Origin of the sequence: Aliarcobacter faecis (assembly GCF_013201705.1) — a bacterium.
GTDB lineage: Bacteria > Campylobacterota > Campylobacteria > Campylobacterales > Arcobacteraceae > Aliarcobacter > Aliarcobacter faecis.
Window position 1 is genome coordinate 1,494,963 of record NZ_CP053837.1, and the last position, 25,358, is coordinate 1,520,320.

Annotated in this window: 29 protein-coding genes; 16 read left to right on the top strand and 13 right to left on the bottom strand. The window is 28.3% G+C overall.

Annotated elements, in window-relative coordinates:
- Positions 1–2: 2 nt before the first annotated feature.
- Both truD and AFAEC_RS07575 read right to left on the bottom strand, forming a co-directional pair.
- Positions 3–1,076, bottom strand: coding sequence for a tRNA pseudouridine(13) synthase TruD (gene truD / locus AFAEC_RS07570; RefSeq protein ID WP_026805355.1), 1,074 nt, complete (start codon positions 1,074–1,076; stop codon positions 3–5).
- An 11-nt stretch (positions 1,077–1,087) separates the two neighbouring features.
- The gene (locus AFAEC_RS07575) at positions 1,088–1,915 is read right to left on the bottom strand and encodes a thiamine-phosphate kinase (RefSeq protein WP_026805354.1); all 828 of its coding nucleotides are present in this window, start codon (positions 1,913–1,915) and stop codon (positions 1,088–1,090) included.
- 120 nt (positions 1,916–2,035) lie between these two features.
- Here AFAEC_RS07575 and AFAEC_RS07580 point away from each other — a divergent pair, with 120 nt between their 5' ends.
- Positions 2,036–2,560 carry a nitrous oxide reductase accessory protein NosL gene (locus AFAEC_RS07580; protein ID WP_026805353.1) on the top strand — a complete coding sequence of 175 codons (525 nt, stop codon included), beginning with the start codon at positions 2,036–2,038 and terminating at the stop codon, positions 2,558–2,560.
- 44 nt (positions 2,561–2,604) lie between these two features.
- Here the strand turns inward: AFAEC_RS07580 and ppnP are convergent, their stop codons facing one another.
- Positions 2,605–2,919, bottom strand: coding sequence for a pyrimidine/purine nucleoside phosphorylase (gene ppnP / locus AFAEC_RS07585; protein WP_026805352.1), 315 nt, complete (start codon positions 2,917–2,919; stop codon positions 2,605–2,607).
- Positions 2,920–3,035: 116 nt separating this feature from the next.
- On the opposite strand from ppnP, the gene AFAEC_RS07590 reads away from it, so the two are divergent.
- Together AFAEC_RS07590 and recO are read left to right on the top strand one after the other, a co-directional pair.
- On the top strand, positions 3,036–3,299 hold the full coding sequence (locus AFAEC_RS07590) for a hypothetical protein (RefSeq protein ID WP_026805351.1): 264 nt from the start codon (positions 3,036–3,038) through the stop codon (positions 3,297–3,299).
- Between the two features lie 2 nt (positions 3,300–3,301).
- Positions 3,302–3,916: a recombination protein RecO gene (gene recO, locus AFAEC_RS07595; protein WP_026805350.1), complete on the top strand. Its 615-nt coding sequence runs from the start codon at positions 3,302–3,304 to the stop codon at positions 3,914–3,916.
- Positions 3,917–3,922: 6 nt separating this feature from the next.
- Here recO and AFAEC_RS07600 read toward each other — a convergent pair whose 3' ends face one another.
- Both AFAEC_RS07600 and ychF read right to left on the bottom strand, forming a co-directional pair.
- Positions 3,923–4,747: an HDOD domain-containing protein gene (locus tag AFAEC_RS07600; protein WP_225442367.1), complete on the bottom strand. Its 825-nt coding sequence runs from the start codon at positions 4,745–4,747 to the stop codon at positions 3,923–3,925.
- A gap of 25 nt (positions 4,748–4,772) precedes the next feature.
- Positions 4,773–5,876, bottom strand: a complete 1,104-nt coding sequence (gene ychF, locus AFAEC_RS07605) for a redox-regulated ATPase YchF (protein WP_026805348.1) — start codon at positions 5,874–5,876, stop codon at positions 4,773–4,775.
- A 140-nt stretch (positions 5,877–6,016) separates the two neighbouring features.
- On the opposite strand from ychF, the gene AFAEC_RS07610 reads away from it, so the two are divergent.
- Both AFAEC_RS07610 and kcuS read left to right on the top strand, forming a co-directional pair.
- The gene (locus tag AFAEC_RS07610; protein ID WP_026805347.1) at positions 6,017–8,116 is read left to right on the top strand and encodes a carbon starvation CstA family protein; all 2,100 of its coding nucleotides are present in this window, start codon (positions 6,017–6,019) and stop codon (positions 8,114–8,116) included.
- Between the two features lies 1 nt (position 8,117).
- Entirely contained in the window at positions 8,118–8,315 is a 198-nt protein-coding gene (gene kcuS, locus AFAEC_RS07615) for a KCU-star family selenoprotein (RefSeq protein WP_026805346.1), read from the top strand.
- A gap of 295 nt (positions 8,316–8,610) precedes the next feature.
- Here the strand turns inward: kcuS and AFAEC_RS07620 are convergent, their stop codons facing one another.
- The 4 genes from AFAEC_RS07620 to AFAEC_RS07635 form a co-directional block, all read right to left on the bottom strand.
- Positions 8,611–9,912: a PepSY-associated TM helix domain-containing protein gene (locus AFAEC_RS07620; protein WP_026805345.1), complete on the bottom strand. Its 1,302-nt coding sequence runs from the start codon at positions 9,910–9,912 to the stop codon at positions 8,611–8,613.
- An 11-nt stretch (positions 9,913–9,923) separates the two neighbouring features.
- Positions 9,924–10,589, bottom strand: coding sequence for a DUF4198 domain-containing protein (locus tag AFAEC_RS07625; RefSeq protein ID WP_026805344.1), 666 nt, complete (start codon positions 10,587–10,589; stop codon positions 9,924–9,926).
- A gap of 93 nt (positions 10,590–10,682) precedes the next feature.
- The gene (locus tag AFAEC_RS07630) at positions 10,683–11,966 is read right to left on the bottom strand and encodes a class I SAM-dependent methyltransferase (protein ID WP_026805343.1); all 1,284 of its coding nucleotides are present in this window, start codon (positions 11,964–11,966) and stop codon (positions 10,683–10,685) included.
- A gap of 150 nt (positions 11,967–12,116) precedes the next feature.
- A complete protein-coding gene (locus tag AFAEC_RS07635) occupies positions 12,117–14,291 on the bottom strand; it encodes a TonB-dependent receptor domain-containing protein (RefSeq protein ID WP_034216202.1) in 2,175 nt (724 codons plus the stop codon).
- A gap of 262 nt (positions 14,292–14,553) precedes the next feature.
- On the opposite strand from AFAEC_RS07635, the gene AFAEC_RS07640 reads away from it, so the two are divergent.
- The 8 genes from AFAEC_RS07640 (at position 14,554) to AFAEC_RS07670 (ending at position 19,156) form a co-directional block, all read left to right on the top strand.
- The gene (locus AFAEC_RS07640) at positions 14,554–14,868 is read left to right on the top strand and encodes a hypothetical protein (protein WP_051487470.1); all 315 of its coding nucleotides are present in this window, start codon (positions 14,554–14,556) and stop codon (positions 14,866–14,868) included.
- Positions 14,868–15,548 (top strand): ferritin-like domain-containing protein, encoded by a 681-nt coding sequence (locus tag AFAEC_RS07645; protein WP_026805340.1) that lies wholly within the window; start codon positions 14,868–14,870, stop codon positions 15,546–15,548. The genes AFAEC_RS07640 and AFAEC_RS07645 overlap by 1 nt, the downstream gene beginning before the upstream one ends.
- A gap of 3 nt (positions 15,549–15,551) precedes the next feature.
- Positions 15,552–15,869 carry a hypothetical protein gene (locus AFAEC_RS07650; protein WP_026805339.1) on the top strand — a complete coding sequence of 106 codons (318 nt, stop codon included), beginning with the start codon at positions 15,552–15,554 and terminating at the stop codon, positions 15,867–15,869.
- Entirely contained in the window at positions 15,866–16,219 is a 354-nt protein-coding gene (locus tag AFAEC_RS07655) for a hypothetical protein (protein WP_026805338.1), read from the top strand. Before AFAEC_RS07650 ends, AFAEC_RS07655 begins: the two co-directional genes overlap by 4 nt.
- Positions 16,212–16,583 (top strand): hypothetical protein, encoded by a 372-nt coding sequence (locus AFAEC_RS07660; protein ID WP_051487468.1) that lies wholly within the window; start codon positions 16,212–16,214, stop codon positions 16,581–16,583. The genes AFAEC_RS07655 and AFAEC_RS07660 overlap by 8 nt, the downstream gene beginning before the upstream one ends.
- Positions 16,584–16,595: 12 nt before the next feature.
- Positions 16,596–18,713, top strand: a complete 2,118-nt coding sequence (locus AFAEC_RS07665; protein WP_026805336.1) for a heavy metal translocating P-type ATPase — start codon at positions 16,596–16,598, stop codon at positions 18,711–18,713.
- 79 nt (positions 18,714–18,792) lie between these two features.
- Entirely contained in the window at positions 18,793–18,915 is a 123-nt protein-coding gene (locus tag AFAEC_RS12315; protein ID WP_257119353.1) for a hypothetical protein, read from the top strand.
- Positions 18,893–19,156, top strand: a complete 264-nt coding sequence (locus AFAEC_RS07670) for a hypothetical protein (protein WP_051487467.1) — start codon at positions 18,893–18,895, stop codon at positions 19,154–19,156. The genes AFAEC_RS12315 and AFAEC_RS07670 overlap by 23 nt, the downstream gene beginning before the upstream one ends.
- A 136-nt stretch (positions 19,157–19,292) precedes the next feature.
- Here AFAEC_RS07670 and AFAEC_RS07675 read toward each other — a convergent pair whose 3' ends face one another.
- The 4 genes from AFAEC_RS07675 to AFAEC_RS07690 are packed head-to-tail and all read right to left on the bottom strand — an operon-like array spanning position 19,293 to position 23,687.
- The gene (locus AFAEC_RS07675) at positions 19,293–20,504 is read right to left on the bottom strand and encodes an ABC transporter permease (protein ID WP_026805335.1); all 1,212 of its coding nucleotides are present in this window, start codon (positions 20,502–20,504) and stop codon (positions 19,293–19,295) included.
- Positions 20,504–21,208, bottom strand: coding sequence for an ABC transporter ATP-binding protein (locus AFAEC_RS07680; protein WP_306459114.1), 705 nt, complete (start codon positions 21,206–21,208; stop codon positions 20,504–20,506). Before AFAEC_RS07680 ends, AFAEC_RS07675 begins: the two co-directional genes overlap by 1 nt.
- Positions 21,198–22,463, bottom strand: a complete 1,266-nt coding sequence (locus tag AFAEC_RS07685; RefSeq protein ID WP_026805333.1) for an efflux RND transporter periplasmic adaptor subunit — start codon at positions 22,461–22,463, stop codon at positions 21,198–21,200. The genes AFAEC_RS07680 and AFAEC_RS07685 overlap by 11 nt, the downstream gene beginning before the upstream one ends.
- A gap of 6 nt (positions 22,464–22,469) precedes the next feature.
- Entirely contained in the window at positions 22,470–23,687 is a 1,218-nt protein-coding gene (locus AFAEC_RS07690) for a TolC family protein (RefSeq protein ID WP_026805332.1), read from the bottom strand.
- Positions 23,688–23,834: 147 nt separating this feature from the next.
- Between AFAEC_RS07690 and exbB the strand changes: the two genes are divergently transcribed.
- From exbB to AFAEC_RS07705, 3 genes are read left to right on the top strand one after another with little or no spacing between them, the layout of a single operon-like run.
- Positions 23,835–24,263 carry a TonB-system energizer ExbB gene (gene exbB / locus AFAEC_RS07695; protein WP_026805331.1) on the top strand — a complete coding sequence of 143 codons (429 nt, stop codon included), beginning with the start codon at positions 23,835–23,837 and terminating at the stop codon, positions 24,261–24,263.
- Positions 24,244–24,621, top strand: a complete 378-nt coding sequence (exbD, locus tag AFAEC_RS07700; protein ID WP_026805330.1) for a TonB system transport protein ExbD — start codon at positions 24,244–24,246, stop codon at positions 24,619–24,621. The genes exbB and exbD overlap by 20 nt, the downstream gene beginning before the upstream one ends.
- Before the next feature lie 4 nt (positions 24,622–24,625).
- Positions 24,626–25,333: an energy transducer TonB gene (locus tag AFAEC_RS07705; RefSeq protein WP_026805329.1), complete on the top strand. Its 708-nt coding sequence runs from the start codon at positions 24,626–24,628 to the stop codon at positions 25,331–25,333.
- Positions 25,334–25,358 lie beyond the last annotated feature (25 nt).

Here is a 25,358-nt window from a genome sequence, read left to right on the forward strand (position 1 = left end):
TTTTAACTTAACTCTTTATGTAAAATTTCAGCTATAAGTTCTGTTGCATAAGAGCCTTTTGGAAGATAAAAACTAAGTTCCATATGATTTTTATCCTCTTTATAATTACTCTCTAAATTTTCAGGAAAAATAAAAGCAAACCTTCTAGCACCATCTTCATTCATATCTACTTCAAACTCTTTTTCTATCTCTTGTGCAAAATTTTCAGATTTTTTTACTCTTTTTCCAGATAAAAGCCCTGTTGGAACTCTATCCTTATCAAAGAATTTTTGGCTTTCAGCCTCTAAATCATCAATTATAAATATCTTTCCAAATGGATAATGACTAAATAAATCTCCAGTTAATATTTTAAAAGGATGGGGTTGTTTTTTTGCTCTTTTTACCTCCTCAAGTGGAAGATTTAATTTAGTATAAATCTCTTTTGGTTCAAAAGCCTCTATTAATTTTGAAATCTCTATTCTTTTTGAAAGCCAAGAGTTAAACAAATAGCTTTGATAAGCATTTATAAACATCTGTTTAAGATTTCGATTTCGCTCTTTTAAAGTTCCTTCAACTATAGCTTTTCCTTTTTTATAGTTTTCTCCATCAATTCCAAATCGTTGAAATCCAAAATAGTTTGGCATTCCAAAAGTAGCAATTTTAGAAAATGCTTCTTCAATTTTTCGTTTTTCAACAAGCCCAACTCTTTTAAGTCTTATAAAAAAGTTATTCCCTTTTAAATGCCCTATTTTTATCTTATTATTATGATAAGTTGTCTCTAAAATCTTAATATTCTCATGTGAAAACTCTTTTAAAATCTCTTCATATTTTCTGTGAACTGAAATATGCTGAACAGTCATAGCATTTTTATCTTTTAATCCTGCATATCCAAACTCTCTAGTGCTACATTTTAGATAATTTGCCAAAATTTCAATAGCATCCCAAGTTGCCAAATCTTTTTTTCTAAGTTTTAAAATAAGATGTTCACCCTCTCCACTAAACTCATAAAGTGGTACTTCATTTACCACAAAATCATCTTTACTTTGTTTAAAAACCACATCAATGCTTGAGTGGTTTAAATATCTTTGTAGTTTCAACTTTAATTTCCTTAATTTTTAAAATGGTGGTTTGGAAAACTACTTTTATAGCTTCCCTTTACAGCTTTGGCAAAAATATTTATCTTTACTGTATATTTTCTTGCAATATCTTCTATCTTTTTTAAGCTCTTTTGATTACATGAAAAAAGTATCTCATACTCCTCTCCTGATGTTCCAATCTCCTCTTTTATAGTTTTAAAAAACTCAAAACCAACATTTGAAGCTTTTGAAAGTTTCTCTAAATCTAAAAAAAGTCCATCGCTTATATCCATTGAAGCATTTATATATTTTGCTGCTTCATAAAAAAAATCTGCTTTTAAAAGAGGTTTTATGAATTTTGAATCTTTTTTGATTTTTTTCCCATCTAATAAAGATTCTAAATCTCTCTTACAATTTCCTAATTTCCCTGTATAACAAATATAATCACCTACTTGAACACTATTTCTAAATATTGGCTCTTTTGTTTTTGAAATAATTGTAATACTAATATCAAGTTTATGATTTTCAATAGTATCTCCACCAATAATCTCAAAACCAAAATCTTTTGCAGCTTTTTTAAAGCCACTTGCAAGTTGTATTAAATCTTCATTTGTATAGGTTTTTGGAATTGCTACTGAAATAAGTGCATATTTTGGTTTAGCATTCATAGCAATAGCATCTGAAATATTTACTAACATTGATTTATAAGCTATTTGTTTTAAGCTCATCCACTCTTTTTTAAAGTGAACATTTTCAAAAAAAGCATCCATAGAGTAAACATATCCATCTATAAATGCACCATCATCACCGTTATACTTACTATTTGATATCTGTTTTATAAAAAAATCTTCTTTATTCATAAGCGAAGTGTATCAAAGTTTTGCAAAATATCTTTAATTTTTTAAATTTAAAAATAAAAAGTTTAACAAAAACTTAACCTTTATTTTATATACTTTTTCATATCAAAAAAAGGGAAAATTATGAAAAAATCAATTTTAGTTTCAATATTACTTTTAAGTACTTCTTTATTTGCAATGGAACACAAAAACCATAATATGCAAGAAATGAATCATCACAATCATGAAATGTCTAGTGATACAAATATAAACTCAAATATTCCAAAAGATGCAAAATGTCAAGTTTGTGGTATGTTTGTATCTAAATATACAAATTGGGTAAGTACAATTAAAACTCCCAAAGAGACTTTCTATTTCGATGGACCAAAAGATATGTTTAAATTTTACTTTGAACCAGCAAAATATGCAAAAGATGTAGCGTTAAATGATATCTCAATTAATGTAACAGATTATTATACTTTAGAGCAAATTAATGCAAAAAGTGCTTTTTTTGTAGTAGGTTCAAATGTCATGGGACCTATGGGAAATGAATTTATACCTTTTAAAGATGAAAATAGTGCTAAAGAGTTTTTAAAAGATCATCAAGGTAAAAATATTTTCAAATTTGATGAAATAACTTTGGATATGATTCCTAAAAAGCATCATTAATACAATGCGATTTTTTTCGCATTGTTTAATAAAATTAATTGAAGTTATTCTTTAATAAAAGAGCAACAATAATCAACTAAAGAGTGTACTCTTAGTTTAAATTTTGTATTTGCAGGAATTTCAAAAGAAGCAGGACCTTCAAACTCTTGCCAATCAGAAGCAGGAAGTAATAAATCGATTTTTCCTCTTTGAATATCGATAATTTCTTTATTTACAGTATTTAATTCATACTCACCAGCAAGCATAATTCCTAAAGTCTTTTTAGAACCATCTTCAAATGTAATTGCTCTACTTGTAATATTTCCATCATATAAAATATTTGCAGCTTTTGCAATAGAAACACCGTTAAAATATGACATTATAGTCTCCTTAAAATTTATCGCTAATATTATATCGAATAAATTATACGATATTATTGAAGCAAAAGGCTAGAAATCTTTTGTTATAATCCAGAAATTAAAAAAAAGGTGTAAAAATGAGTATCCAAAAAGAGCTTGAAGAGTTAATAAAAGAGGAAGTTTTAATAGAAATAGAAGAGTATATAGATGAAATTTTCGAAATAATTGCAGCAAAAAAAGAGACTCCTGAATTAAAAGAAGAACTAAAAAATATGCAAGATATGAAAAAAGATTTTGAAGAGATTTTAAAAGATTTAGAATCTGGTGAAATTGATGATGAAGAAGCTCAAGAGATTTTTGACGAGATAGAAGATATGCTTGAAGGTTTAGACGAAAATTAAAAATGCAAGGTTACATTATTGATATAAAAGCTGTAAAAGATGATGATTTAATTGTTACTCTTTTATGTGAAAACGAGCTTATATCTTCATATAGATTTTATGGAGCAAGACACTCGAATATCAATATTGGTTATAAAATAGATTTTGAACTAGAAAAAACAAAATCATCAATTGCAAGATTAAAAGATGTAATTCAGTTAGGTTTTCCTTGGATTCTAAATAGCCAAAAAATGTATGCTTGGCAAAGATATTTAAAACTCTTCTATTCTCATTTAAAAGAGCTCGAAGAGTTAGAGCCTTTTTATTTTTTTCTACTAGATAATTTAGTTTTAAAAATAGAGAAGCAAAATGTTTATAGAGCTATTTTAGAGTCATATTTATTACTTTTAGAACATGAAGGAAGACTTCATATAGATTTTGAATGTTTAATTTGTGAAATAGAAATAAGTAGTAATTTATCAATTCTAAGAGGTTTCTTACCAGTTCATAAAGAGTGTATAAAAGGAAAAGTTTTTGATTATAAAAAAATAAAAGAGCTTTTTTTGTCAAAAAAAACTATAAATTTAAATGATAGTGAAGTAGAAAATCTTTTTGAAATTCTACTTCTAGGGCTTTAATAAATTTTATATCTCTTCATTCTCTACTAATTTATTTTTTAAATCCTCAATAGAAGTTTTTAAAATCTCCATATCAAATCCATAAATTTGTGCTTTTTTTAAAGCTTTATTAACATTTTCATCACTTAAAGGCTCAATTACACTTGCTGCTGTTCTAATAACATCTAAAATTTGAACTCCTTGTTTGAACCCTTCTTCTACATTTGCTATATCATCTACAAACTCTATTAGATTTATTAAATTATCACTTAACTTCCAATGTCTAAAAATTTGAGCAGTTACTTTTGATGTCGATGTTTGTAAAAACTGATACTCTGCATCTTTAACTGAACTAGCTTCAACTTTGGCAAAAAATTCATCTTGTTTTCCATCACTAACAATAATAGAAGCCAAAACAAATTTTCCTACTTCTTGCAAAAGTGAAGCTAAAATAATATCATCTTGATGTTCAATTTCAAAACTTGAAAGCCAAATATTTGCTAAAGAAGAAGCAATATTTGAACCTTTCATAAAATCATCACTTGTAATACCATAAGGTTTTAAACTAGCTTTTAATAAATTTTGAATACTTCCGCCAATTGCTATAGAAACTGTAAAATTAATTCCTAAAAGATTTAAAGCCCTACTAGGTGCTTCAACTTTTGTTCTAAATCCAAACATTGCAGAATTAGCAATTTTAAGTAAAGTTGAAACAATTAAAGCATCTTTTTCAATAATTCTTAAAAGCTCACCTAACTCTTTATCTGGTTTTTTTCTAAACTCTTCAATTTCAATAATAGTTTTCGGTAATGGTGGTAAAGATTCTATTTTTTGAACTATTTTATCATTCATAATTTTTCCCCAAATATATTATATTTTATACATTAAACCTAAAGTGCATTACATCACCATCTTGAACGATATAATCTTTACCTTCAAGTCTTAGTTTTCCAGCATCTTTACATTTTGTTTCGCCGCCAAACTTTATAAAATCTTCATATGATATTACTTCTGCTTTTATAAAACCTTTTTCAAAATCATTATGAATAACAGCTGCTGCTTGTGGTGCTTTTGTATTTTTTCTTATAGTCCAAGCTCTCACTTCAACTTTTCCAGCTGTAAAGTAACTTTGAAGCCCCAATTTATCAAATGCTTTTTGAATAATTTGCTCTAATCCAGACTCAGCAACTCCTAAATCATCTAAAAATGCTTTTGCTTCATCATCTTCAAGACCTACAAGTTCCTCTTCTATTTTTGCACAAAGAACTATAACATCAGAATTCACACCAGAAGCATACTCTTTTACCATCTCTACATATTTATTTGTTCCAGTAGATAGAGTATCTTCATCTACATTTACTCCATAAATTACATCTTTATTTGATAAAAATCTAAGCTCTTTATCCAAACTTATAAATGCTTCGTTATCTCTATTTTCAAAAGTTTTAACAGGTTGTAATTCACCAATATGAGCATATAACTCTTCAGCAATTACTAATTGAGTTGCTGCTTCTTTACTACCTTTTGCTTGTTTTTTTAATCTATCAATTTTCTTTTCAAGCTGAGTAATATCTGCATATATTAACTCTGTTTCAATTATTTCTATATCTCTTAAAGGATTAACATCCCCTTCAACATGAGTAATATTTCCATCTTCAAAACATCTTACCATGTGTAAAATAACTTCAACTTCCCTAATATTTGATAAAAACTGATTTCCTAATCCTTCACCTTTACTAGCACCTCTTACAAGCCCTGCAATATCAACAAAATCGATAGTTGAATGCTGAATTTTATCTGGATTTACTATCTTTGCTAATTCATCTAATCTTTTATCAGGAACTGGAACTATCGCCTTATTTGGCTCAATTGTACAGAAGGGATAATTTTGAGCTTCTGCATTTTGTGCCTTTGTTAAAGCATTAAAAGTTGTGCTTTTCCCTACATTTGGAAGTCCTACTATACCTACACCTAATCCCATATCATACCTTTAAAATTATTTTATTTTCTATTATATTCAAAATTTACTAAAAAACAAGATAAAGAATATTTTAAACTTTTACTTATAATCTTTTGTGTTATAATAGAATTGAATTTATATTTTTTTTAGAGAGGTTTACGATGAACAAACTTATTTGGCTTCTAATAGCCATTGTCGGGGCTATTTGTTTTGGCTATTTAGCTTTACAAAATGGTGAAACAGTTTCAGCTATGTACTTAGTTGTAGCTGCTGTGTGTATTTATATGATTGCATACAGATTTTATGGAAGATTTATTGCTTATAAAGTTTTAGAACTAGATAAGAATAGAGCAACTCCAGCAATGATTCATGATGATGGAAGAGATTATGTTCCTACAAATAAATCTGTTTTATTTGGTCATCACTTTGCTGCAATTGCTGGTGCTGGTCCACTTGTTGGTCCAATTTTAGCTGCTCAAATGGGATATTTACCTTCAATGCTTTGGATACTTGTAGGTGGAGTATTTGCTGGTGCTGTTCATGATTTTGTGGTTTTATTTATATCTTCAAGAAGAGATGGAAGATCTTTAGGTGAAATTATAAAAGATGAGTTAGGAACATTTACAGGTGCTGTTACTATGATTGCAATATTTGGTATTATGCTAATTATTATTGCTATTTTATCAATGGTTGTTGTAAAAGCACTTGCTGAATCTCCTTGGGGATTATTTACTATTGCTATGACAATTCCAATTGCTATTTTTATGGGTATTTATATGAGATACTTAAGACCTGGAAAAGTTGGAGAAGCTTCAGTTATAGGATTTATTCTTCTAATTTTAGCAATTCATTATGGAAGTGTTATTGCTGCTGATCCAGTTTGGGCTGCAAGATTTACTTTTGATGCTCCAACATTAGCAATTATTATGATGGCTTATGGTTTTATAGCTGCTATTTTACCTGTTTGGTTTTTATTAGCACCTAGAGATTATCTATCAACTTTTTTGAAAATTGGTGTAATTCTACTTATGGCTATTGCAATAATTATTGTTGCTCCAGATATTCAAATGCCAAAAACTAACTCTCAATATTTTGATGGAACTGGTCCAGTTTTTGCAGGAGCTATTTTCCCATTTTTATTTATTACGATTGCTTGTGGAGCTATTAGTGGATTCCATGCTCTAATTTCAAGTGGAACAAGCCCTAAAATGCTTGAAAATGAGACTCATGCTTTACCTGTTGGATATGGTTCAATGTTAATGGAAAGTGCTGTTGCTATAATGGCTTTAATATGTGCTACTATTTTACATCCTGGATTATATTTTGCAATTAACTCACCTGCTGCATTTATTGGAACAGATATAGTAAATGTTGCTCAAACTATTTCAGGTTGGGGATTTACTGTAACTGCTGAAGAGATAAAAACACTTACAACAAATATTGGAGAGCAAACAATTCTTTCAAGAACTGGTGGAGCACCAACATTTGCTATTGGAGTTGCTCTTGTACTTCATGAGCTATTTGGTGGAATTGATATGATGGGATTTTGGTACCACTTTGCAATTTTATTTGAAGCTCTATTTATTTTAACTGCTGTTGATGCAGGAACTCGTGCTTGTAGATTTATGGTTCAAGATATTTTAGGAAATGTTTATAAGCCTTTAGGAAATACAAGTAACTACATATCTGGGATTATTGCAACTTTCTTAAGTGTTGCTGGATGGGGATATTTCTTATATCAAGGAACAATCGATCCTAGAGGTGGAATTTACTCATTATGGCCACTATTTGGAGTAAGTAATCAAATGTTAGCTGGTATGGCTTTATTACTTGCAACTGCAATATTGTTTAAAATGGGTAAAGCAAAATATACTTGGGTTACAGTAATACCTGCAATTTTTGTATTAACTGCAACTATGTATGGTGGAATTCAAAAAGTATTACCTTTTAAAGAGGGAGATAGAGTTCACAATGCTGTAAGTCATGTTGCAACTGCTCAAATTCAGATTAAAAAGATTGCTGATTTAGAAGCAAAATTACCTACAATCACAGATGAAGCAGAGATTGCTAAAATCAATAAAGATATAGGAATTGCAAAACAAGTTAAGTTTTCAAATATAATAAATGCTATTTTATGTATATTCTTTATGTTTGCAACAATTCTTGTAATTATTGCAACTTTAGGAATTTGTTTTGGGAAAATAAAAATTCCTTTAAAAGAGACTCCTTACGTAAGGCTTGATAGTTTACAAAAGGCTTGATATGATAAAACAAATCAAAGCTTTATATGAAAAATCTGAAAAGTTTTTTCATCCCCTTGTGGGACTTTCTAGCTATGAAAAATATCTTGAACACATGAAAAGAACTCATCCTGATAAAAAGGTTTTAACACGAGGTGAATTTTTTAATGACTGTATAGAGAAAAAATATAATAGTGGTGGATTTAAAAAGTGTTGTTAAACACTATTAGAGTAGAGTATCTACTAAACACAAACAAATAAAAATAGGACTAAAAAGTTCTATTTTTAATCTTTTTTACCTCAACACTTTCTTTCAAAAAATTTAGTTTCAAAACTATTATTTATTTTCACAATTTTAACAGTAGAATCACAATTTATTATATATAATAAAAAAAGTTTAAATAAAAAATATCTTTTTGGATAAATAAGAATTTTTTGTATTTATAGTTTAATATACTAAACTAACTCAATAAGAATAAATAAGATTCACAAAAAAAAAGCTAAGGTTTTAAACCTTAGCTTTTAGCTTTTTCTTTTAAAGCTTTTGCTTTTTTCTTCTTCCATCTATCATAATATAACATATAACCAGTTATTACAAATAGTGCCATCAATCCAGAAGCTATAAATGCTAAAGTTTGCCCTATAACTCCAAAATATTCTCCTGTATGTAAAGGTAACATACTACCTATTAACTTCTCATTTAAAGGTTTATCTTCATATTTATCATGTTTTAAAAGTTGCCATGAATTAATATCTACTTCAATAGTATTTCTAGCTCTATAATGGGCTGCATCTACATCTAAATAACTAATTGAATAAATAGTACCTTTTTGTGGAAATCTCAAAGTTGCATTCTCATAATCCTTTTGAACAAAAATCTCAAACATATTAATTGCTTTTTGATGTTCATTAAAGTTTGATTTAGCTTTTTGCTGTTGTGGTTTTTGTCCTTCAGGTTTCATACCCTCTTTTCTTGGCATATCACCTTCTGGTTTTTCACCCTGCATTCTAGCATTTTGCCCATCTTGAGGTCTTTTATCCTTTTGTCCTTGTTCTGCTTGTCCTTTTTGCCCTTCTGCTTCTTGTCCCTCTTTTGCTTGAGGTTGTTGAGCTCTTACAGGTTGTTCAACTCCTGCTATATTATATAACATAGCTCTATACCAATCATAAGACCAATAAAGCCCAGTAAGTGTCATAAGTAAAAAAAGCGGTATTACCCACATACCAACAGCACTATGCATAGTTGATAAAAATGCTCTATTTTTATGTTTGAAACTAAAAGTAAAACTTTTGAAAAATGCATGTTTAACTCTTGGCCAATAAATAATCAAACCACTAATAGTAAGTATAATACAAGCAATAGTTGAAATAGCTACAACTTGTTTTCCAACCGTTCTATAATCACCTTCAAAAGCCAACCATCTATGTAATCTAAGCATCAAAGAGAAAAAATCATTTCCTTTAATCTCTGGTAAAACTTCAGCTGTATATGGATTTAAATATACATTTTTACCCTTTCTTTCGTTTGGCTCTTCTGAAGCTATATTTAATACAACAGAAGATTCTAAATTACTTGAAAAAGAGATACTATTTATCTTAGCTTTTGGATTAGACTCTTGATATTTCTCTAACAACTCTTTTGCAGAAAGTTTTGCTTGATCTTGTGGAACTTCTACTATATAACTATCTTTATTAAAAAATTTTGTTAACTCTTTTTGATAAGATAAAGTAGAACCAGTTACTCCAATAATAATTAAAGTCAAACCAAAAAAGAATCCTAAAATCCAATGAATTTTAAACCATAATGTTTTATGCATCTAATACCTTTTTACTTATTTTTTTTCCAAGTCAAACCTTGACTATTTTCAATAGTATAAGATATCGCATGTACTGTTTTATCAAAAGCTTTACCATCAACTTCACCTTTTGTGTTATCTTCAAATTTTGCTTGTAATAAATAAGTCCCTATCCAAGGTGTATGAATAGTAAACTCTCCTTTATCATTAGTTGAAAAAGATTTTTCCCATCCTGTTGGAGATATAACATTTACCTCTTGTTTTACTAAAGGTTGATTATTATAAACCAACTTAAAAAGATTCTTAGATGTTTCAACAGGTACTATGTCAAAAGTAGTTATAGGCTCTTTAATTGTACTTCCTGATTTTACATAATTTACTCTTTTCGTAACTATTTCTGAATCTTTACCTTTTCTTGGCTCACCCTCTTGAACTACTACAATATCACTTTTTTTAGTAAGAGTATATGTGATATTATCACTATTTCTTTTTACCTCTTTTACTAAATCATTTGGATAAACAACACCCTCTTTGATTCTTGAAAATGCTTCTCCACCCTCTTTTTCATCATCTTCAAAATGACCAAAAAAAAGTTTAGCCTCACTCTTTTTATCATCTAATTTAAGCCAAATCTCATGTGCATTTGCACTTACCAATAATAGTGTTGATGCTACAAAACCATAAACTAATTTTTTCAAAATATGCTCCTCTTATTTTTTATTTGCAAAATGTTACTAAATCAATTTTAACACTATATTAACAAAACTGATAATTACTATTATATCTTACAATTATATAGCCGTTCCACAATCAGCCAAAAGTTTCAATTTAACATTATCCTCTTTCATTTTTTCATTAAACTTTTTAACAAAAATTTTATCTACCAATTTTGCACTACTAGATATTGGATGTAAACAGTTTGCATTCATCAAAAGAAAAATTGTCTCTATCAAAAAAATAGGATTATTTTTAAAATTAGTAAGAGTTATTAACTCTTCAAATCTAATCTCTTTTTTTGCTAATTTTTCTAATAGTGGTGAAATAACCTCTTTTGGAGCTTCTATATCTCCTATAGGAGTTTTAAAATTCATACTTCCACTTTTTGGAGCATTTGGAAGAAGCTTAAAACTCATTTTATTTATTGTTTTTATATGCTCTTCATTTTCAAATATTTGTGGATTTTTTTGAAAAATATCAACTCTTTGTTTAGAATCCCTAGCTAAATCTTTTATATACTCTTTTAAAACTGGTGATTTTATATTTCTTAAAATATCTTGCATCTTAGAAGGAATACTAATATTATCAATATTATCACAAGGGTTTGCACTACCTAAAAATGTAGCTTTTGTATTTTCAAAAACCATTTTGTGAACATCTATTGAATATAAAGGATTCCAATAATCTGTTAAAAACTCATGAGATAAATAGGAATTACTATTATTTTCCAAAGTTTTTATAATAGAATCAATTTTTGGATTATCCACAAAAGCCCCTGCACTATTTAAATCATTAAATAGTTTTTTCCCTACTTCAATACTTTTAATTGATGAATCTTGTACATGAGAATCAACCACACTTAATAGTTTTTGAATAGGCAATAATGAAACCGAACCAGGATGGCACATATAGTGAAGATAAAATATCCCTAAATCATTTAAAAATTTTGAAACTATTTGTAAAATTGTTTTTTGCTGAACTGGAGAAATCCACGAAAAAGTACCATGATTTACTATAAAATCAAAATTTTGCTTATTTTCTTTTAAAAAAGTTTCAAAATCACAATGTTTAAACTCTATATTTTTTAGCCCTATAAACTCAGCATCTTTTCTAGCTTTTTGAATATGCTCTTTATTAAAATCAACTCCTACAAAATTGGCATTTGGATTATTTATAGCACAAACTATTAGATTTACTCCTGTTGCACAAGCTAATTCTAAATAGGAGAAAGATTTTGTAATATCAGGTGTTTTAAAACCTAAAAAACTTGTTACACTATTTAGCCAAAGTGCTTGCATCTCTTTATAAAAAAATATTGGATAAGAAACATCTAAAATATAACCATCTTTTTTTTTCATCTATTACCTTTTTTTAAATATAAACTTAAATATAAATTTCATATTAAAAAAACTATTTAATTTTAATTGAAATATGAAAATAAAAGAATTTATAAAATCTATATTTAAACTTATAATTAAAAAAAACTGAGACTAAAGTCTCAGCTTTTTCTAAAATTTCATATTCATAGCAACGCTATATCTTCTTCCATCCAAAACATTTGAGTTTCCATCATCAAGAACATTTTTATTTGCTATATTGTAAACACCTGCTGAAAACTGTAGTTTTTTATCATATTTATAAACACCACCTAAATCAACAAATGTATATGAAGGAGTTTTATCATCTTCATTTGTAGATGTTCCACTTGTTTTACCTCTATAATTTGCTTGAGTCCATAACAACCATTTAGAAGTTACATCCCAATCAAGTCCCGCATTAAACATATGTTTAGAAATATCATTTAAAGGGTTTCCTTCATACTGTCCAGATTTTTGTTCACTATCTGTAAATGTATAAGAGTGTCTATATTTTAAATTCTCTAAAATATAGTAATCTGTTGTAAGTTCAATACCTTTAATTTCTGCTTTATCAACATTAAATTGCCTAGTATATCCATAACTATTATAAGGAAGATTTGGATTGTCTATATAAAACTGACTGTTTTGCACTTTACTTCCATTAATGTTAGATGTTCTTGTAATTTTATCTTTGAAATCAGTTTGAAATAACATCAAACTTCCACCAAGTCCAATATCTGGATTATCATAAGTAACTCCAGCTTCATAAGTCCAGCTTTTTTCGGGCTCTAAATCAGGATTTGGAATAAGTGCTCCACCCATCGAATTTAGCATATATTCTGGTGCAGAGTTTCTTAAACTAGGTGCTTTATAACCTTTGATAACTCCACCTTTTAAATTTAAGTTATCTGTTAAACTATAAACTGCATAAGCTTTTGGAGAAAATTCACTTCCATATTGTTCATTTTTATCAAATCTTCCACTTAAAGTTAAAGCTAAATCATCAGTTACACTCCAAGTATCTTCAGCAAATAGTGCCCATTGATATCTCTCCATTTTTGTAACTTTTCCAGCCATACTAGCATTTTGATTAGTTGAACCATCTTCAAGATTCTCTTTTTTATAGTTTGCTCCAAAAGTTAAAGAGTTAGTATCAAAAAAGTAAGTCCCTTGTGAATTTAAAGTTGTAGTTTCAAACTCTATACCTCCTGGATTTGTTATATTACCCACTTTTCTTCCAGTAATTGAACTATTTTTATCTTTATCATATTGTATGTAAGAATTAACTAAAAGTTTATCATATTTTGCTTCATGATTTAAGTTAAGATTAGTCTTTTCTAACTTTGAATAAGACCTAGTATTAGGAATAATATCTGATTGATATACTGGTTGTCCCATTGCATTTAATGTTCCATTATCATATGCAGGATAGTAGTTATCTCCACTTTTGATATAATCTTTCCCTGCTATTACTACACGATTTCCTGTTGCTGATGTATATTGAGTATAACTTTTCCCTGGATTGTGTGTTCTTTCTTGTATAGTATAACCATATCCAGTTGTTATAGTATTATTATCATCTGGTGTAAATACTAATTTACCTCCTATATTTTTTACAGAATAATCTGGTTCGCTTTCTCCTGATTCAGAAGTATTTTTTTGAAAACTACTCTCATCTGTTGTCTGATAACCTCCAGTAATCTGTAAAGATAATAATTTATCTACTAAAGGAACATTTGCATAAATACTAGTATTTGTTGAATCATTGTTTACTTTATTTGATGAATCAGCTTTAATATATTCTGTTTTAATACTTGCAGTTGCTTTATCAGAGTGTTTTTTTGTAATTATATTTATAACCCCACCCATAGCATCACTTCCATATAGTGCAGAAGCAGGACCTCTAATTACCTCAATTCTTTCAATTGCTTCAAGTGGTGGCAAAAAGCTAATATTTGCCCCAGAAATTCCACCATTAGTTGTAAGTAATTGACCATCATTCATTGGTTTCCCATCAATTAAATAAAGTGTATATGCCGCACTCATACCTCTAATAGAAATTGTTTGATTAGTTCCACCACCATTTACATAAACACCTGGGACATTCTTAAGTGCATCTGTAATATTTGAATAAGATTTTTTTTCCAATTCTTCAGCTGTTATAACTGAAATTGTTGCTGGAGCATCAGCAACATTTTGCTCATACCCAGTAGCAGAAGTTACAACTTGAACTTCATCAAGTTTTATTGTTTCATTGGCACTAAGTAATGTACCCCCTCCCGCAACTAAAATTGCGGCAACAGACATAGCGAGTCTTATTTTCATCTCTATCCTTTTTTAATTTTTAATTTCGATTAAAATTTCTAAATATATTTTTAGGAGATAATATATTTAATAATCATTATCTATTAGTGATAATAATTAATAGAATGTTAATAAAATAAACTTAAAATCAAATAAAATTAATAATAATTATTAAAACCTTATGGATTGATAATAAATATCGCTATATATTGGCTTTTAGCTAAATTAAATCTTTTTTCTTATATAGTTTTGATGTAAAAATTTTATAAAAAAGAGAGAAATTTTGATAAAGACTGAAGATATTATAAAAATAGCCAGTTACTTTTCTATTATAGCTCATTCTCCGGGAAGATTACGAGTAAGAGTTAATCCAAAAATAGTAAAAGAAGGGGGAAATATCTCTTTAAAAGATATTGAAAATCTAAGTGAAAAAATCTCTGGAATAAAAGAGATAAAAATAAATAAAATAATAGCATCTGTAACAATCATTTATGAACCAGAAATTTTCAAACCACATTTATGGGAAGATTTGGTAAAAAATGAAAATATAGATGAAATCTCAGTTTTAATAAATAATCTTGCAAAGGAGGTGATTTAATGGCGATTGACTACAATATTTTAAAAAGTAAAAGAGTTGATATAGATTCAAAAATAGGTGTTGATGAACAGATTTTACAAATTGCTATTTATGATGAGTTTAAAGCTTATGAAACTTATAGCAAAGTAATAGAAAAATTTGGAAATATAAATCCATTTTCAAATATAAAAGAGGCTGAAGCTGTTCATTATAGTGTGCTTATAAATCTAGCACAAAAATATAATGTAGAAGTTCCAATCAATGATTGGGCAGATAAAATAAAAATTCCAAATAGTGTTATTGAGTGTTGTGAGTTGGGTGTTGCTGCTGAAATTCAAAATATTGAGATGTATAATAATCTTTTGAGTTTTGCAACACAAAATGATATTATTGATGTTCTTTTTAGACTTCAAGCTGCATCTTTTAACAACCATTTACCAGCTTTTAGGTCTTGTGTAATAAACCACTATAATAATGGACTTCCTCAAGAAAATGTTGATATGATGGCAAAAATGCAAGAGTATCAAGAGATAATAAATAGTTTAATGAGTGGAAATATAGATGAAAATACAGTTTCAACTATAGCTAATAAGTTTTTTCCAAACATTGGATTTGAGTTTTTAGGTGGAGCAGCAAGTGGAGCAGGACTTATTGCTTTATTAAATTGGTATTTAGAAAATCAAAATTCATCTAAGGAGTAAAAAATGGCACTACCATTTATAGCAGGTTTGGCTTTGGGAGCTTTGGGTGTTGTCGCTTATAAAAATAGAGACTCTTTAAAACAAAGAGGTCAAGATATTTTTAATCAAGCAAAACAAAAAGGTGAAACTTTAAAAAAAGATATTGAAGAAAAAATTGTTTCTACAAAAGAGAAATTTGAAAAAAAAGATTCTATTGTAGAAGATAAAGAGATCAAGAAAACTAGAAAACCAAGAACTACAAAAGAAAAAGCAGAAGTTCTAAAACCAAAAAGAAAATATACAAGAAAAGAGAAAACTACGCAAACAGAGGTAAATGAATGAAAACAATAGATACAGGAACTCCTAGAAATGTTTTAGGACATGTAATAAGTGGAGCAATTGCAGGTGCAGTTGTAAGTGGTGCAATAAACTATAAAAAATATCAAAATGGTGAACTTAAAAAATGTGAAGCTATAAAAGATACTACAAAAAGAGCTTCACAAAGTGCTATTGCAACAGGAAGTGCTATTGCAACAGCAAACTATATTGGTGAAGGAAATTATTTAAGAGCATTTACAGCTATGTCTATTGGAGCTGCTGGAATTTATGGTTTAGAGGTAATTGAAGAGAAATTAGAACAAAAATATTTAACAAACCAAAATTTAAAATTAGAGGAAAATTCAGATGACTAATAATAACAAAAAACAAGAGTTTGTAGGGCAAAATAGTATAAATCGAAACCCTTATAATAGCGATATAAATAGCACTAGAAATACAAATCAAACAGGATTAAATATAAATCAAAATCCATATATAAATCAAAATGTAAATCAAGTTCAAAACCAAACACAAAACCAAACAAACTCACTATTTAATAGTGATTTTATCAAAGGTGCTTTAATTGGAGCAGTTGCAACATATATTTTGACAAATAAAAATGCTCAAGAAAATATTTTTTCTGTTATTGATAAAGCAAAAAATCTTGTAACAGCTGGTGTTGAGGAAATGAAAGAGCGAATTGAAGATGCAAAAGCAGCAGCACAAGCAAGAAATTAAGAGTTATAAAAAATGGATAAAAATTTTATAAAAGTTCATCAATCAGGACTTAGAGCTAGATATAAATTAGAACTTTTAAGAGATAAATTTATAGATGAAGATATTTTAAAAAGCTATTTCAATGACTTAAATGAGATAAAAAATATAAGAGTAAATAAAAAAGCTTACTCTATCATTTTTGAATTAAATAGTGATATTTTCTCAAAAATTGAAGAAAAACTGACAAATATCTCATTAGAAAATCTTTTACAAACTGCTTCAAAAAACTCTAATAGTGTTTGTGTAACTTGTGTAAGTAGTGAAGAACCTTCTATGCAAGGTACACTATTAGCTAGTTCTGCATTAGTAGCTGAAAGATTAATTACAAATAACACTTCAAAAGCTGCAATTACAACTCTTGCTTGTACTCCACTTTTAATAGATGGAACAAAAGAGCTTTTTAGTGAAGGTCTAACTTCTCATGTGCTTGAAGCTGGTGCTGTTGCTATTTCTATTTTACGAAAAGATTATTTAGCTGCAAACTCTACAAATGCTATGCTAGAACTAGGAGAGTATATAGAAGAAACAACTGTTCATAAAAGTGATGATTTATTAAAAGAGTTAGCAAAACCAAATATCGAAGAAGCTTGGGTTGAAAAAATTATAGATGGAAAAGTAACTGAAATTCTAGTAAAAACTGAAGATTTAAATATTGGTGATATTGTAGTTGTTGGAGCTGGAAGTACTATTGCTATTGATGGGCATATTATTGATGGAGCAGGAACTATAAATCAAGTTTCAATGACAGGAGAAGCTACTCCTATTGCAAAATATAGAGGAGATAGAGTTCTTTCTGGAACTATTGTTGAAGAGGGAAGATTTAGAATTTGGGCTGAACAAGTTGGCGCAAATACAGCAACTCAAAGGATAAAACACTATATAGAAAACTCTTTAAATGAAAAATCATCTGCTCAACTAAAAGCAAATAAACTTGCAGATAAACTTGTACCTGTTACTTTAGGTCTTGCAACAGCTGCGTATATTTTTACAAGAGATTTTGAAAGAGTTGCTTCAGTTTTACAAGCAGATTACTCATGTGCTTTAAAATTAGCAACTCCAGTTGCTTTTAAATCTACTATTTCAAAAGCTGGACATAGTGGTATTATGATAAAAGGGGCAAAATCTATTGAAGCACTAGCTAGTGCAGATACTTTTGTATTTGATAAAACTGGAACTTTAACAGCTGGAGAGTTAGAAGTTGTTAGTGTTGATTCTTATGATAAAAATTGGAGTGCAGATGAGCTTTTAAACCTTACTGCTTCAACAGAAGAACACTATTTTCACCCTGTTGCTGAAGCTGTTGTAAAAGCAGCAAAAGAGAGAGGTTTTGTACATATGCACCACGAAGAGGTTCAATTTATTGTAGCTCATGGTGTAAAAACAGAAGTAGATGGGAAATCTGTAATTATTGGAAGTCGTCACTTTTTAGAAGATGATGAAAAAATAGATTTCTCAATGCACAAAAATGATATTGAAAACTCTTTAAAAAAGAGTGATACCCTACTTTATATAGGATACAATGGAAAACTTTTAGGAACTATTGGTTTAGCCGATGAGATAAGAAAAAACTCTAAAGAGTCAATAAAAAAATTAAAAGCTCTTGGTGTAAAGAATATAGTTATGCTAACAGGAGATATTAAGTCAAAAGCACTAAAAATAGCAGATGATTTAGGTATTAATGAAGTAAGAGCTGAACTTTTACCACATGAAAAAGCAGATATTGTAAAAGAGCTAATGAGTCAAGGTAAAAAAGTTGCATTTGTTGGAGATGGAATAAATGATGCTCCAGCTTTAATTTCAGCTCATGTTGGAATATCTATGAGTAAAGGTGCTGATATAGCAAAAGCAACAGCGGATATAAGCCTTTTAAAAGATGATATAGCTGCCGTTGTTGAAGCAAAAGAGTATGCAAATAAAACTATGAGTTTAATAAATACAAACTTTAATGCAACAGTTGGAATAAACTCTGGAATACTTGCAGGGGCAACTTTTGGACTCTTTTCTCCAATTGTAACTGCAGTTTTACATAATGGTACAACAATAGGATTATTACTTAACTCAATAAGAGGAGTAAATTTAGCAAAAAAATAGATTATAATAATAGTTATTAGTTCTATTTAAGGAATTAAATACTATTATTTCGATAATTATTATCAGAAGGATTTATTTTATGCCATTTTTATTACCATTAGCAACTCTAATTACTGGAGTTTTAACAGTTAAAACAGTAAACAAGACAATAAAAACTTATGAAAGAAGAAAAAAAAGAAATGAAAGAAGAGAAATTATTTGATTTAGAAGTTCAAAGAGAAGTAGCAAAAATAGGAATGACTGCAACTTTAGGTGCGACTGTTGTTACTTCTATGTTTATGAAAAATAAGATTGCTAAAAATACTCATATAGTTGCTGGAGTTGCATTTTGTGGATTTGCTCTATGGCATCATATGTTATATCAACCAAAAAAACAAAATACTACAAAAGAGACTAAATCTAAAAACAATTTAACAAAAACTCCACTTAAAGCAGAGATTTAATCTCTGCTATTTTATAATTTAACTTCAATAATATAAAAAGAAATTACTAAAAAAACTCAATATAGATATAAAAACTCTTAAATTTAAATGAAAAAAGAGTGTTGTAGTTTATGAAGACGATATGAAGTAGAAAATCCTACTCATACCTTAAAGCTTCAATAGGATTTAATCTTGCAGCTTTTCGTGCAGGGAAATATCCAAAAACAATACCTATTAAAGTAGAAAAAATAAATGATATTAAGATAATTTGTTCATTTATAATAAATGGTAACTGTAAAAAATTTACAACTCCATAACCAATTCCTAGACCTAAGAAAATTCCAATAATTCCACCCCAAGTTGATAAAACTATAGCTTCAACTAAGAACTGCATTAAAACTTCATTTTCCATAGCTCCAATAGCAAGTCTAGTACCTATTTCTCTTGTTCTTTCAGTTACAGAAACTAGCATAATATTCATAATACCAATTCCACCAACAAGTAAAGAAATAGCAGCAATAGAACCCAACAAATATGTAAGCATAGTTGTTGTTGATGTCATAGTCTCTAAAATATCTTTCATATCACGAATATGAAAATTATCGGGCTCTCCAATTTTTATAGCTCGTCGCTCTTGCATTAAAGATGTAATATCTGTTTTTGCATCTTCAATATACTGCTCTTGTGTTATTGAAATTATTATAGAGGATACATCTTTTTTCCCTAAAATTTTTCGCTGAAACATATTTGTAGGAACTATTACTATCTCATCTTGATCATTTCCAAAAGCAGCAGCTCCTTTAGAAGTTAAAACTCCTATTACATTACAAGTTATATTTTTTAGCCTTATATTTGCACCTATTGGACTTTCATCACCAAAAAGTTGAGTTACAATAGTTGTTCCTATAATACAAGATGATTTTCCACTAGCTAATTCACTATCATCAAAAATTCTTCCATCTTGTAAACCCCACTCTTTAATAATAAAATAGTCATTATCTGTTCCAATTACACTAGCTGAATGACTTTTGTTTCCATAAACAATATTCATTCTTGAAGAGCTTTCAGAAGTAGCTGCTTTAATATTTGTAACTTCTCTTTTTATTGCAACTATATCTTCATTTGTAAATGGCTTTGAACTATTATCCTCTCTTGGTATTCCTCTTCTTTCTTGCCCTACTCTAAGAGTTAGCATATTACTTCCAAGTTTTGTAATACTATCTTTTACATTTTGAGTTGTTCCATCTCCAATCATAACCATAGCAATAACAGAAGCAACACCAATAACTATTCCTAAAATTGTAAGAACTGACCTTAAGATATTTCTTTTTATCTCTTTTATAGCTATTAAAAAAGCATTTACTAACATTATTTAAATCCTTTTTTCAAACTATCTTCAATATGTCCATCTCTAAAATAGATTATTCTATCTGCATAAGCAGCCATATCTTCTTCATGAGTTACCATAATAACTGTAATCTTAGACTCTTTATTTAGCTGTTTTAATAAATTCATAATCTCTATACTTTTTATACTATCAAGATTTCCTGTTGGCTCATCAGCAAGAAGAACTAAAGGATTTGTAACTATTGCTCTTGCTATTGCAACTCTTTGTTGTTGTCCACCACTTAGTTCTGCTGGAGTATGCTTTATAACACTTCCTAAACCAACTTTTTTTAAAGCTTCTGTAGCCATCTCTTCTCTTTGTTTTGATGGAATTTTTCTATAAATCAAAGGTAATTCAACATTTTCTAAAGCTGAAGTTCGTCCTAAAAGATTGAAGCCTTGAAAAACAAAACCTAAATAGTTTCTTCGTAAAAGTGCCATCTGATTTCTATTTAATTTTTCTACATTTATACCATTAAAAAGATACTCTCCACTTGTAGGTTTATCTAAACAACCTATCATATTCATAGATGTAGATTTTCCACTTCCACTAGCTCCCATAATAGCAACAAATTCGCCCTCATATATCTTTAAATCAACTCCATTTAGTGCATGAGTTATATTTTGTCCACTTCCATAGCTTTTTACAATATTTTTGAACTCAATTATTGCTTTTTTATTTTGCATTATCACTCTTTTGTGAAATTATTACCTCATCATCTAATTTTAAATCTTTTGATTCAATAGCTGAAGATTTTCCATCTGTATCTAAAACTTTTACCATAACTCTTTTTGGTTCACCATTTTCTAAAATATAGATAGAAGAGAACTCTCTTTTCCCTAAATCTTTTGTAACTCCACCTTGTGGTCTATTATTTGGTCCAACAAAATTAACAGAACCACTTTTTTGAGATTGTTCTTGAATTTTTGGTTTAAATCTTAAAGCACTATTTGGAATTAAAACTTTATCCTTACTATCTTTTGTAACAATTTTTGCTGTTGCTGTCATTCCTGGTTTTAAAACTAAATCTTCATTATTTACTTCAACAACTGTTTCATAAGTTACAACTCCATTTGAATCAATTGGATTTAACCTTACTTGTTTTATTTTTCCATGAAATGTTCTATTAGGATAAGCATCAACACTAAATGTTACGGGTAAACCTTTTTTAATATCTGCAACATCAGCCTCATCAATACTCACTATTAAATCCATATTTGTTAAATCTTTTGCTAAAGTAAAAAGCTTTGGAGCAGACATAGTTGCAGCTAAAGTTTGTCCAACTTCAACTTCTCTATTTAGAACTATCCCATCAATAGAAGATTTAACTGAAGCCTTTTCAAGATTTTGTTTATCTGTTTTTACATTTGATTCAGACTGTAAAACTTTTGCTTTTGTTGCTTCAAGTGAAGATAAAGCTGCTTCATATGAAAATCTTGTATCATCAAGTTCATTTTTTGATGGATATTTTCCATTTGACTCATTAAACATTTTTAAAGTTCTATCATATAAAATTTTCTTATTTTTTACATTTACTTCACTCTCTTTTTGATTTGCTCTTGCTATTGCTAAAGCTGCACTTGAACTATCAACTTGAGATTGCAGTTTTACAGTATCGAGTTTTGCTAAAACTTGCCCAACTTTCACCTCATCATTATAATCTACATAAATCTCTTTTATTGTTCCAGAAACCTCTATTCCTATTTCTACACTATTTGTTGGATTCAAATTCCCCGTTGCACTAACAATAACTTCTAAATCACCTTTTTCAACTTTTTTTGTTATATATTCAACTTTTGTTACTTTATTTGCTGAATTGAACATAAAAAAATATACTCCTACAACAGCTACAACTATTACTACACTTATCCAAGCATATATTTTTTTTGAACTCTTTGTTTTATAACTATTTAATTCACTTACTAAATTATCATTGCTCATCTTCTATTAACCTTTTATTTTAAAATATAGTTTTGTATATTGAAGTTTGATATTTATATCATTTATTACAATATCATACTCATTTATCAATTTCGTATTCTTTAGAATGTCTAAATCATACTCTGATGTCATTCCAGCTTCATTTGATATTTTATTTGTAGAGATTAAATCATCATACAATATAATATTCTCTTTTATAGTTTTAATATGTTTTTCATAAGTATCAATTTGACTTAAAATCTGTTCATAATCATAAGCTACTTCATTTCTTAAATCATTAACTTGACTTTTTTGTTTTAGATACTCCAATTTTGACTCTTGAAGTTTATTTGATTTATTATAATCATATAAAGGCATAGATAGAGTTAAACTTGCACTTCCTGAAGCATCATCTTTATTTGTATCTTTTATCATTCTATCAAATTCACTATCAGAATAACTATATGAAGCATTTGTTGATAGTGAAACTTTTGGTAAATAGTTTGTTTTTGTTTTTTTATAACTTGTATTTAACATCTCAACTTTAGAATCCTCTTGTAAAATATCTAAATTATTTTTTACAAAATCATCTTTTGAAACTATCTTAAAATCTATAATATCTATCTGGTCATATTTTAAATCTGTATATTTTGAAAGTTCATACTCTTTCTCTTTTAAAGAGTTCTCTAAACTAATATTTTCTTTGAATTGATTATTTTTTGACATAACAGCATTATTTAGCTCAATAATATCACCTTTACCAGCATCATATTGTATTTTTTTGATAATTAACTCTATCTCTTTATTCTCTAATCTATATTTACCTTGCTCTATTTGCAATTTTAGCTTTTTAATTTCCAATAAAGTGCTATAAATAGCTTGTAAAAGCTGTTGATTCTGATTTTCCCAAGATAATAAATCATATTTTAATTTATCTTTTGCATATGCAATTGTAAGTTCAATACCACCTGATTCAAAGATAGATTGGGTAAAACCTATTCGTGCAGATTTTCCATATCTATTATTATTTCTATCTTGTTCATCTGAAAAAGAGTGATTTCTTGTTAGTCCTGAACTAAAATCTATAGTTCCTATCCAATCATTTTTCAAACTCTCATAACTTGACTCTATAGATTGTTTTTGAAGCTCTCTAGTCTCTTTTTTATCTTTTTGTAAAATCTCTAAACTATTTGTATTTGCTAATGTAAAACTACAAACTATTGAGAATAAAAATATTTTACGCAACTTTTGTCCTTAATTTTTTAATGTGGGAATTATATGTTCAGTTTTTTAACGATATTTTAACAAAATATAAATTTTTTGTAAAATTTAAGATAATTGTTATTACTATTGAAATATAATTGCGAACAAATTAAAAAAAGGACGCTTTTTATGCAAGATATAGAGACTTTAAAACATTTAGTTGATTACGGAGTAATCACACTACTAATAGTTATGAGCTTTGTTGCAGTATATTTCTTTATTGAGAGGGTTATTTTCTATAGAAAAATAGTTGTAAACTCTTATAAAACAAAAAAGGCTTTAGATGTAGCACTTACTAAACATCTTACAATAATTGGAACAATTGCTTCAAATGCTCCATATATTGGTCTTTTAGGAACTGTTTTGGCAATTATGCTTACATTTATGACAATGGGAAGTGGAGATATTGATGCAGCTAAAATTATGGAAAGTTTAGCATTAGCACTTAAAGCAACTGCTGTTGGTTTAGTTGTTGCTATTGTTGCTATGGTTTTATATAATATTTTAAGTAGATCTGCTGAAGTTTTGGAGAGCGAATATGAAGCTACAGAAGTATGATTCAATAAATGTTATTCCATTTATTGATGTTTTATTAGTTCTTTTAGCAATAGTTTTATTAACTTCAACATTTATTACTAAAGGGATTATTCCAGTTGCTCTACCAAATTCTAGTAGCTCTGATAATCTAAAACCTGATAAAGAGATGGTTATTGTGATAAATGAAAATGGAGAACTCTTTTTAGAAGATGCTCCTATTTTATTAGAAAATATTGAAGTACAAATTTTAACAAAAACAAAAGAGACACCAATTCATATCCATACAGATAAAAATACAAAATTTGAATCTTTTGTAAATGTTTTAGATATGTTAAAGAAAAATCAATTTGCTAATGTCTCTATCGTAACTAAGAAGTAGATTTATGAACAGATATTTAAACTCATTTTTTTTAACTTCCTTATTATATGCAGTATCAGGAACAATTATGTTTTTTACTTTTAAAGAATTTATTGTTCAACCTAAAAAGGAAGAAGTTATTACAAAAATATCATTAAACAGTGTAGCAGTTACTCAAGTTCAACCAGTAGAACCAGAACCTACTCCTCCTGAACCTGAACCAGAGCCAATTCCTGAACCAATAATTGAGAAACCAACTCCTATAAAAAAGGTTCATAAAGAGCATAAAAAACCTCAAAAAAAACCTGTTGAAAAAATTATAGAACAAAAACAAGAAGTTACAGAAGTAGCTGAAGTTGTACAACCAGCTCCTATAACACCTCCTAATACTAAACCAACAGAAGATGTACAAACTACAAATCATAACCAAGCTGAAATAGATGATTTAAGAGCAAAATATTTAGCTAAAGTTAAAGCAAAAGTTGAAAAAAATAAAGTGTACCCAAAAGCAGCAAAGAGACTAAACCAAACAGGAAAAGTTGAAGTAAGCTTTGATATAAGAAAAAATGGAAAAATAGAGAATCTTAAAATTTCAAAAAAATCTGCTTTTGAAAGATTAGATGAAGCAACTTTAGAACTTTTACTAAAAATAAGTGCTTTTGATGAAATTCCTGATGAACTAAAAAAAGATGTTTTGAGTATAAATATACCAGTTATTTACGATATAAATTAAGAATAAATTTCTAATACACTTTATA

Excerpts from the sequence above, each read along its gene's own strand:
- AFAEC_RS07575 (WP_026805354.1), bottom strand. The coding sequence starts at position 1,915 with ATGAATAAAGAAGATTTTTTTATAAAACAGATATCAAATAGTAAGTAT.
- AFAEC_RS07580 (WP_026805353.1), top strand. The coding sequence starts at position 2,036 with ATGAAAAAATCAATTTTAGTTTCAATATTACTTTTAAGTACTTCTTTA.
- ppnP (WP_026805352.1), bottom strand. The coding sequence starts at position 2,919 with ATGTCATATTTTAACGGTGTTTCTATTGCAAAAGCTGCAAATATTTTA.
- AFAEC_RS07590 (WP_026805351.1), top strand. The coding sequence starts at position 3,036 with ATGAGTATCCAAAAAGAGCTTGAAGAGTTAATAAAAGAGGAAGTTTTA.
- recO (WP_026805350.1), top strand. The coding sequence starts at position 3,302 with ATGCAAGGTTACATTATTGATATAAAAGCTGTAAAAGATGATGATTTA.
- AFAEC_RS07600 (WP_225442367.1), bottom strand. The coding sequence starts at position 4,747 with ATGAATGATAAAATAGTTCAAAAAATAGAATCTTTACCACCATTACCG.
- ychF (WP_026805348.1), bottom strand. The coding sequence starts at position 5,876 with ATGGGATTAGGTGTAGGTATAGTAGGACTTCCAAATGTAGGGAAAAGC.
- AFAEC_RS07610 (WP_026805347.1), top strand. The coding sequence starts at position 6,017 with ATGAACAAACTTATTTGGCTTCTAATAGCCATTGTCGGGGCTATTTGT.
- kcuS (WP_026805346.1), top strand. The coding sequence starts at position 8,118 with ATGATAAAACAAATCAAAGCTTTATATGAAAAATCTGAAAAGTTTTTT.
- AFAEC_RS07620 (WP_026805345.1), bottom strand. The coding sequence starts at position 9,912 with ATGCATAAAACATTATGGTTTAAAATTCATTGGATTTTAGGATTCTTT.
- AFAEC_RS07630 (WP_026805343.1), bottom strand. The coding sequence starts at position 11,966 with ATGAAAAAAAAAGATGGTTATATTTTAGATGTTTCTTATCCAATATTT.
- AFAEC_RS07635 (WP_034216202.1), bottom strand. The coding sequence starts at position 14,291 with ATGAAAATAAGACTCGCTATGTCTGTTGCCGCAATTTTAGTTGCGGGA.
- AFAEC_RS07645 (WP_026805340.1), top strand. The coding sequence starts at position 14,868 with ATGGCGATTGACTACAATATTTTAAAAAGTAAAAGAGTTGATATAGAT.
- AFAEC_RS07650 (WP_026805339.1), top strand. The coding sequence starts at position 15,552 with ATGGCACTACCATTTATAGCAGGTTTGGCTTTGGGAGCTTTGGGTGTT.
- AFAEC_RS07655 (WP_026805338.1), top strand. The coding sequence starts at position 15,866 with ATGAAAACAATAGATACAGGAACTCCTAGAAATGTTTTAGGACATGTA.
- AFAEC_RS07660 (WP_051487468.1), top strand. The coding sequence starts at position 16,212 with ATGACTAATAATAACAAAAAACAAGAGTTTGTAGGGCAAAATAGTATA.
- AFAEC_RS07665 (WP_026805336.1), top strand. The coding sequence starts at position 16,596 with ATGGATAAAAATTTTATAAAAGTTCATCAATCAGGACTTAGAGCTAGA.
- AFAEC_RS12315 (WP_257119353.1), top strand. The coding sequence starts at position 18,793 with ATGCCATTTTTATTACCATTAGCAACTCTAATTACTGGAGTTTTAACA.
- AFAEC_RS07670 (WP_051487467.1), top strand. The coding sequence starts at position 18,893 with ATGAAAGAAGAGAAATTATTTGATTTAGAAGTTCAAAGAGAAGTAGCA.
- AFAEC_RS07675 (WP_026805335.1), bottom strand. The coding sequence starts at position 20,504 with ATGTTAGTAAATGCTTTTTTAATAGCTATAAAAGAGATAAAAAGAAAT.
- AFAEC_RS07680 (WP_306459114.1), bottom strand. The coding sequence starts at position 21,208 with ATGCAAAATAAAAAAGCAATAATTGAGTTCAAAAATATTGTAAAAAGC.
- AFAEC_RS07685 (WP_026805333.1), bottom strand. The coding sequence starts at position 22,463 with ATGAGCAATGATAATTTAGTAAGTGAATTAAATAGTTATAAAACAAAG.
- exbB (WP_026805331.1), top strand. The coding sequence starts at position 23,835 with ATGCAAGATATAGAGACTTTAAAACATTTAGTTGATTACGGAGTAATC.
- exbD (WP_026805330.1), top strand. The coding sequence starts at position 24,244 with ATGAAGCTACAGAAGTATGATTCAATAAATGTTATTCCATTTATTGAT.
- AFAEC_RS07705 (WP_026805329.1), top strand. The coding sequence starts at position 24,626 with ATGAACAGATATTTAAACTCATTTTTTTTAACTTCCTTATTATATGCA.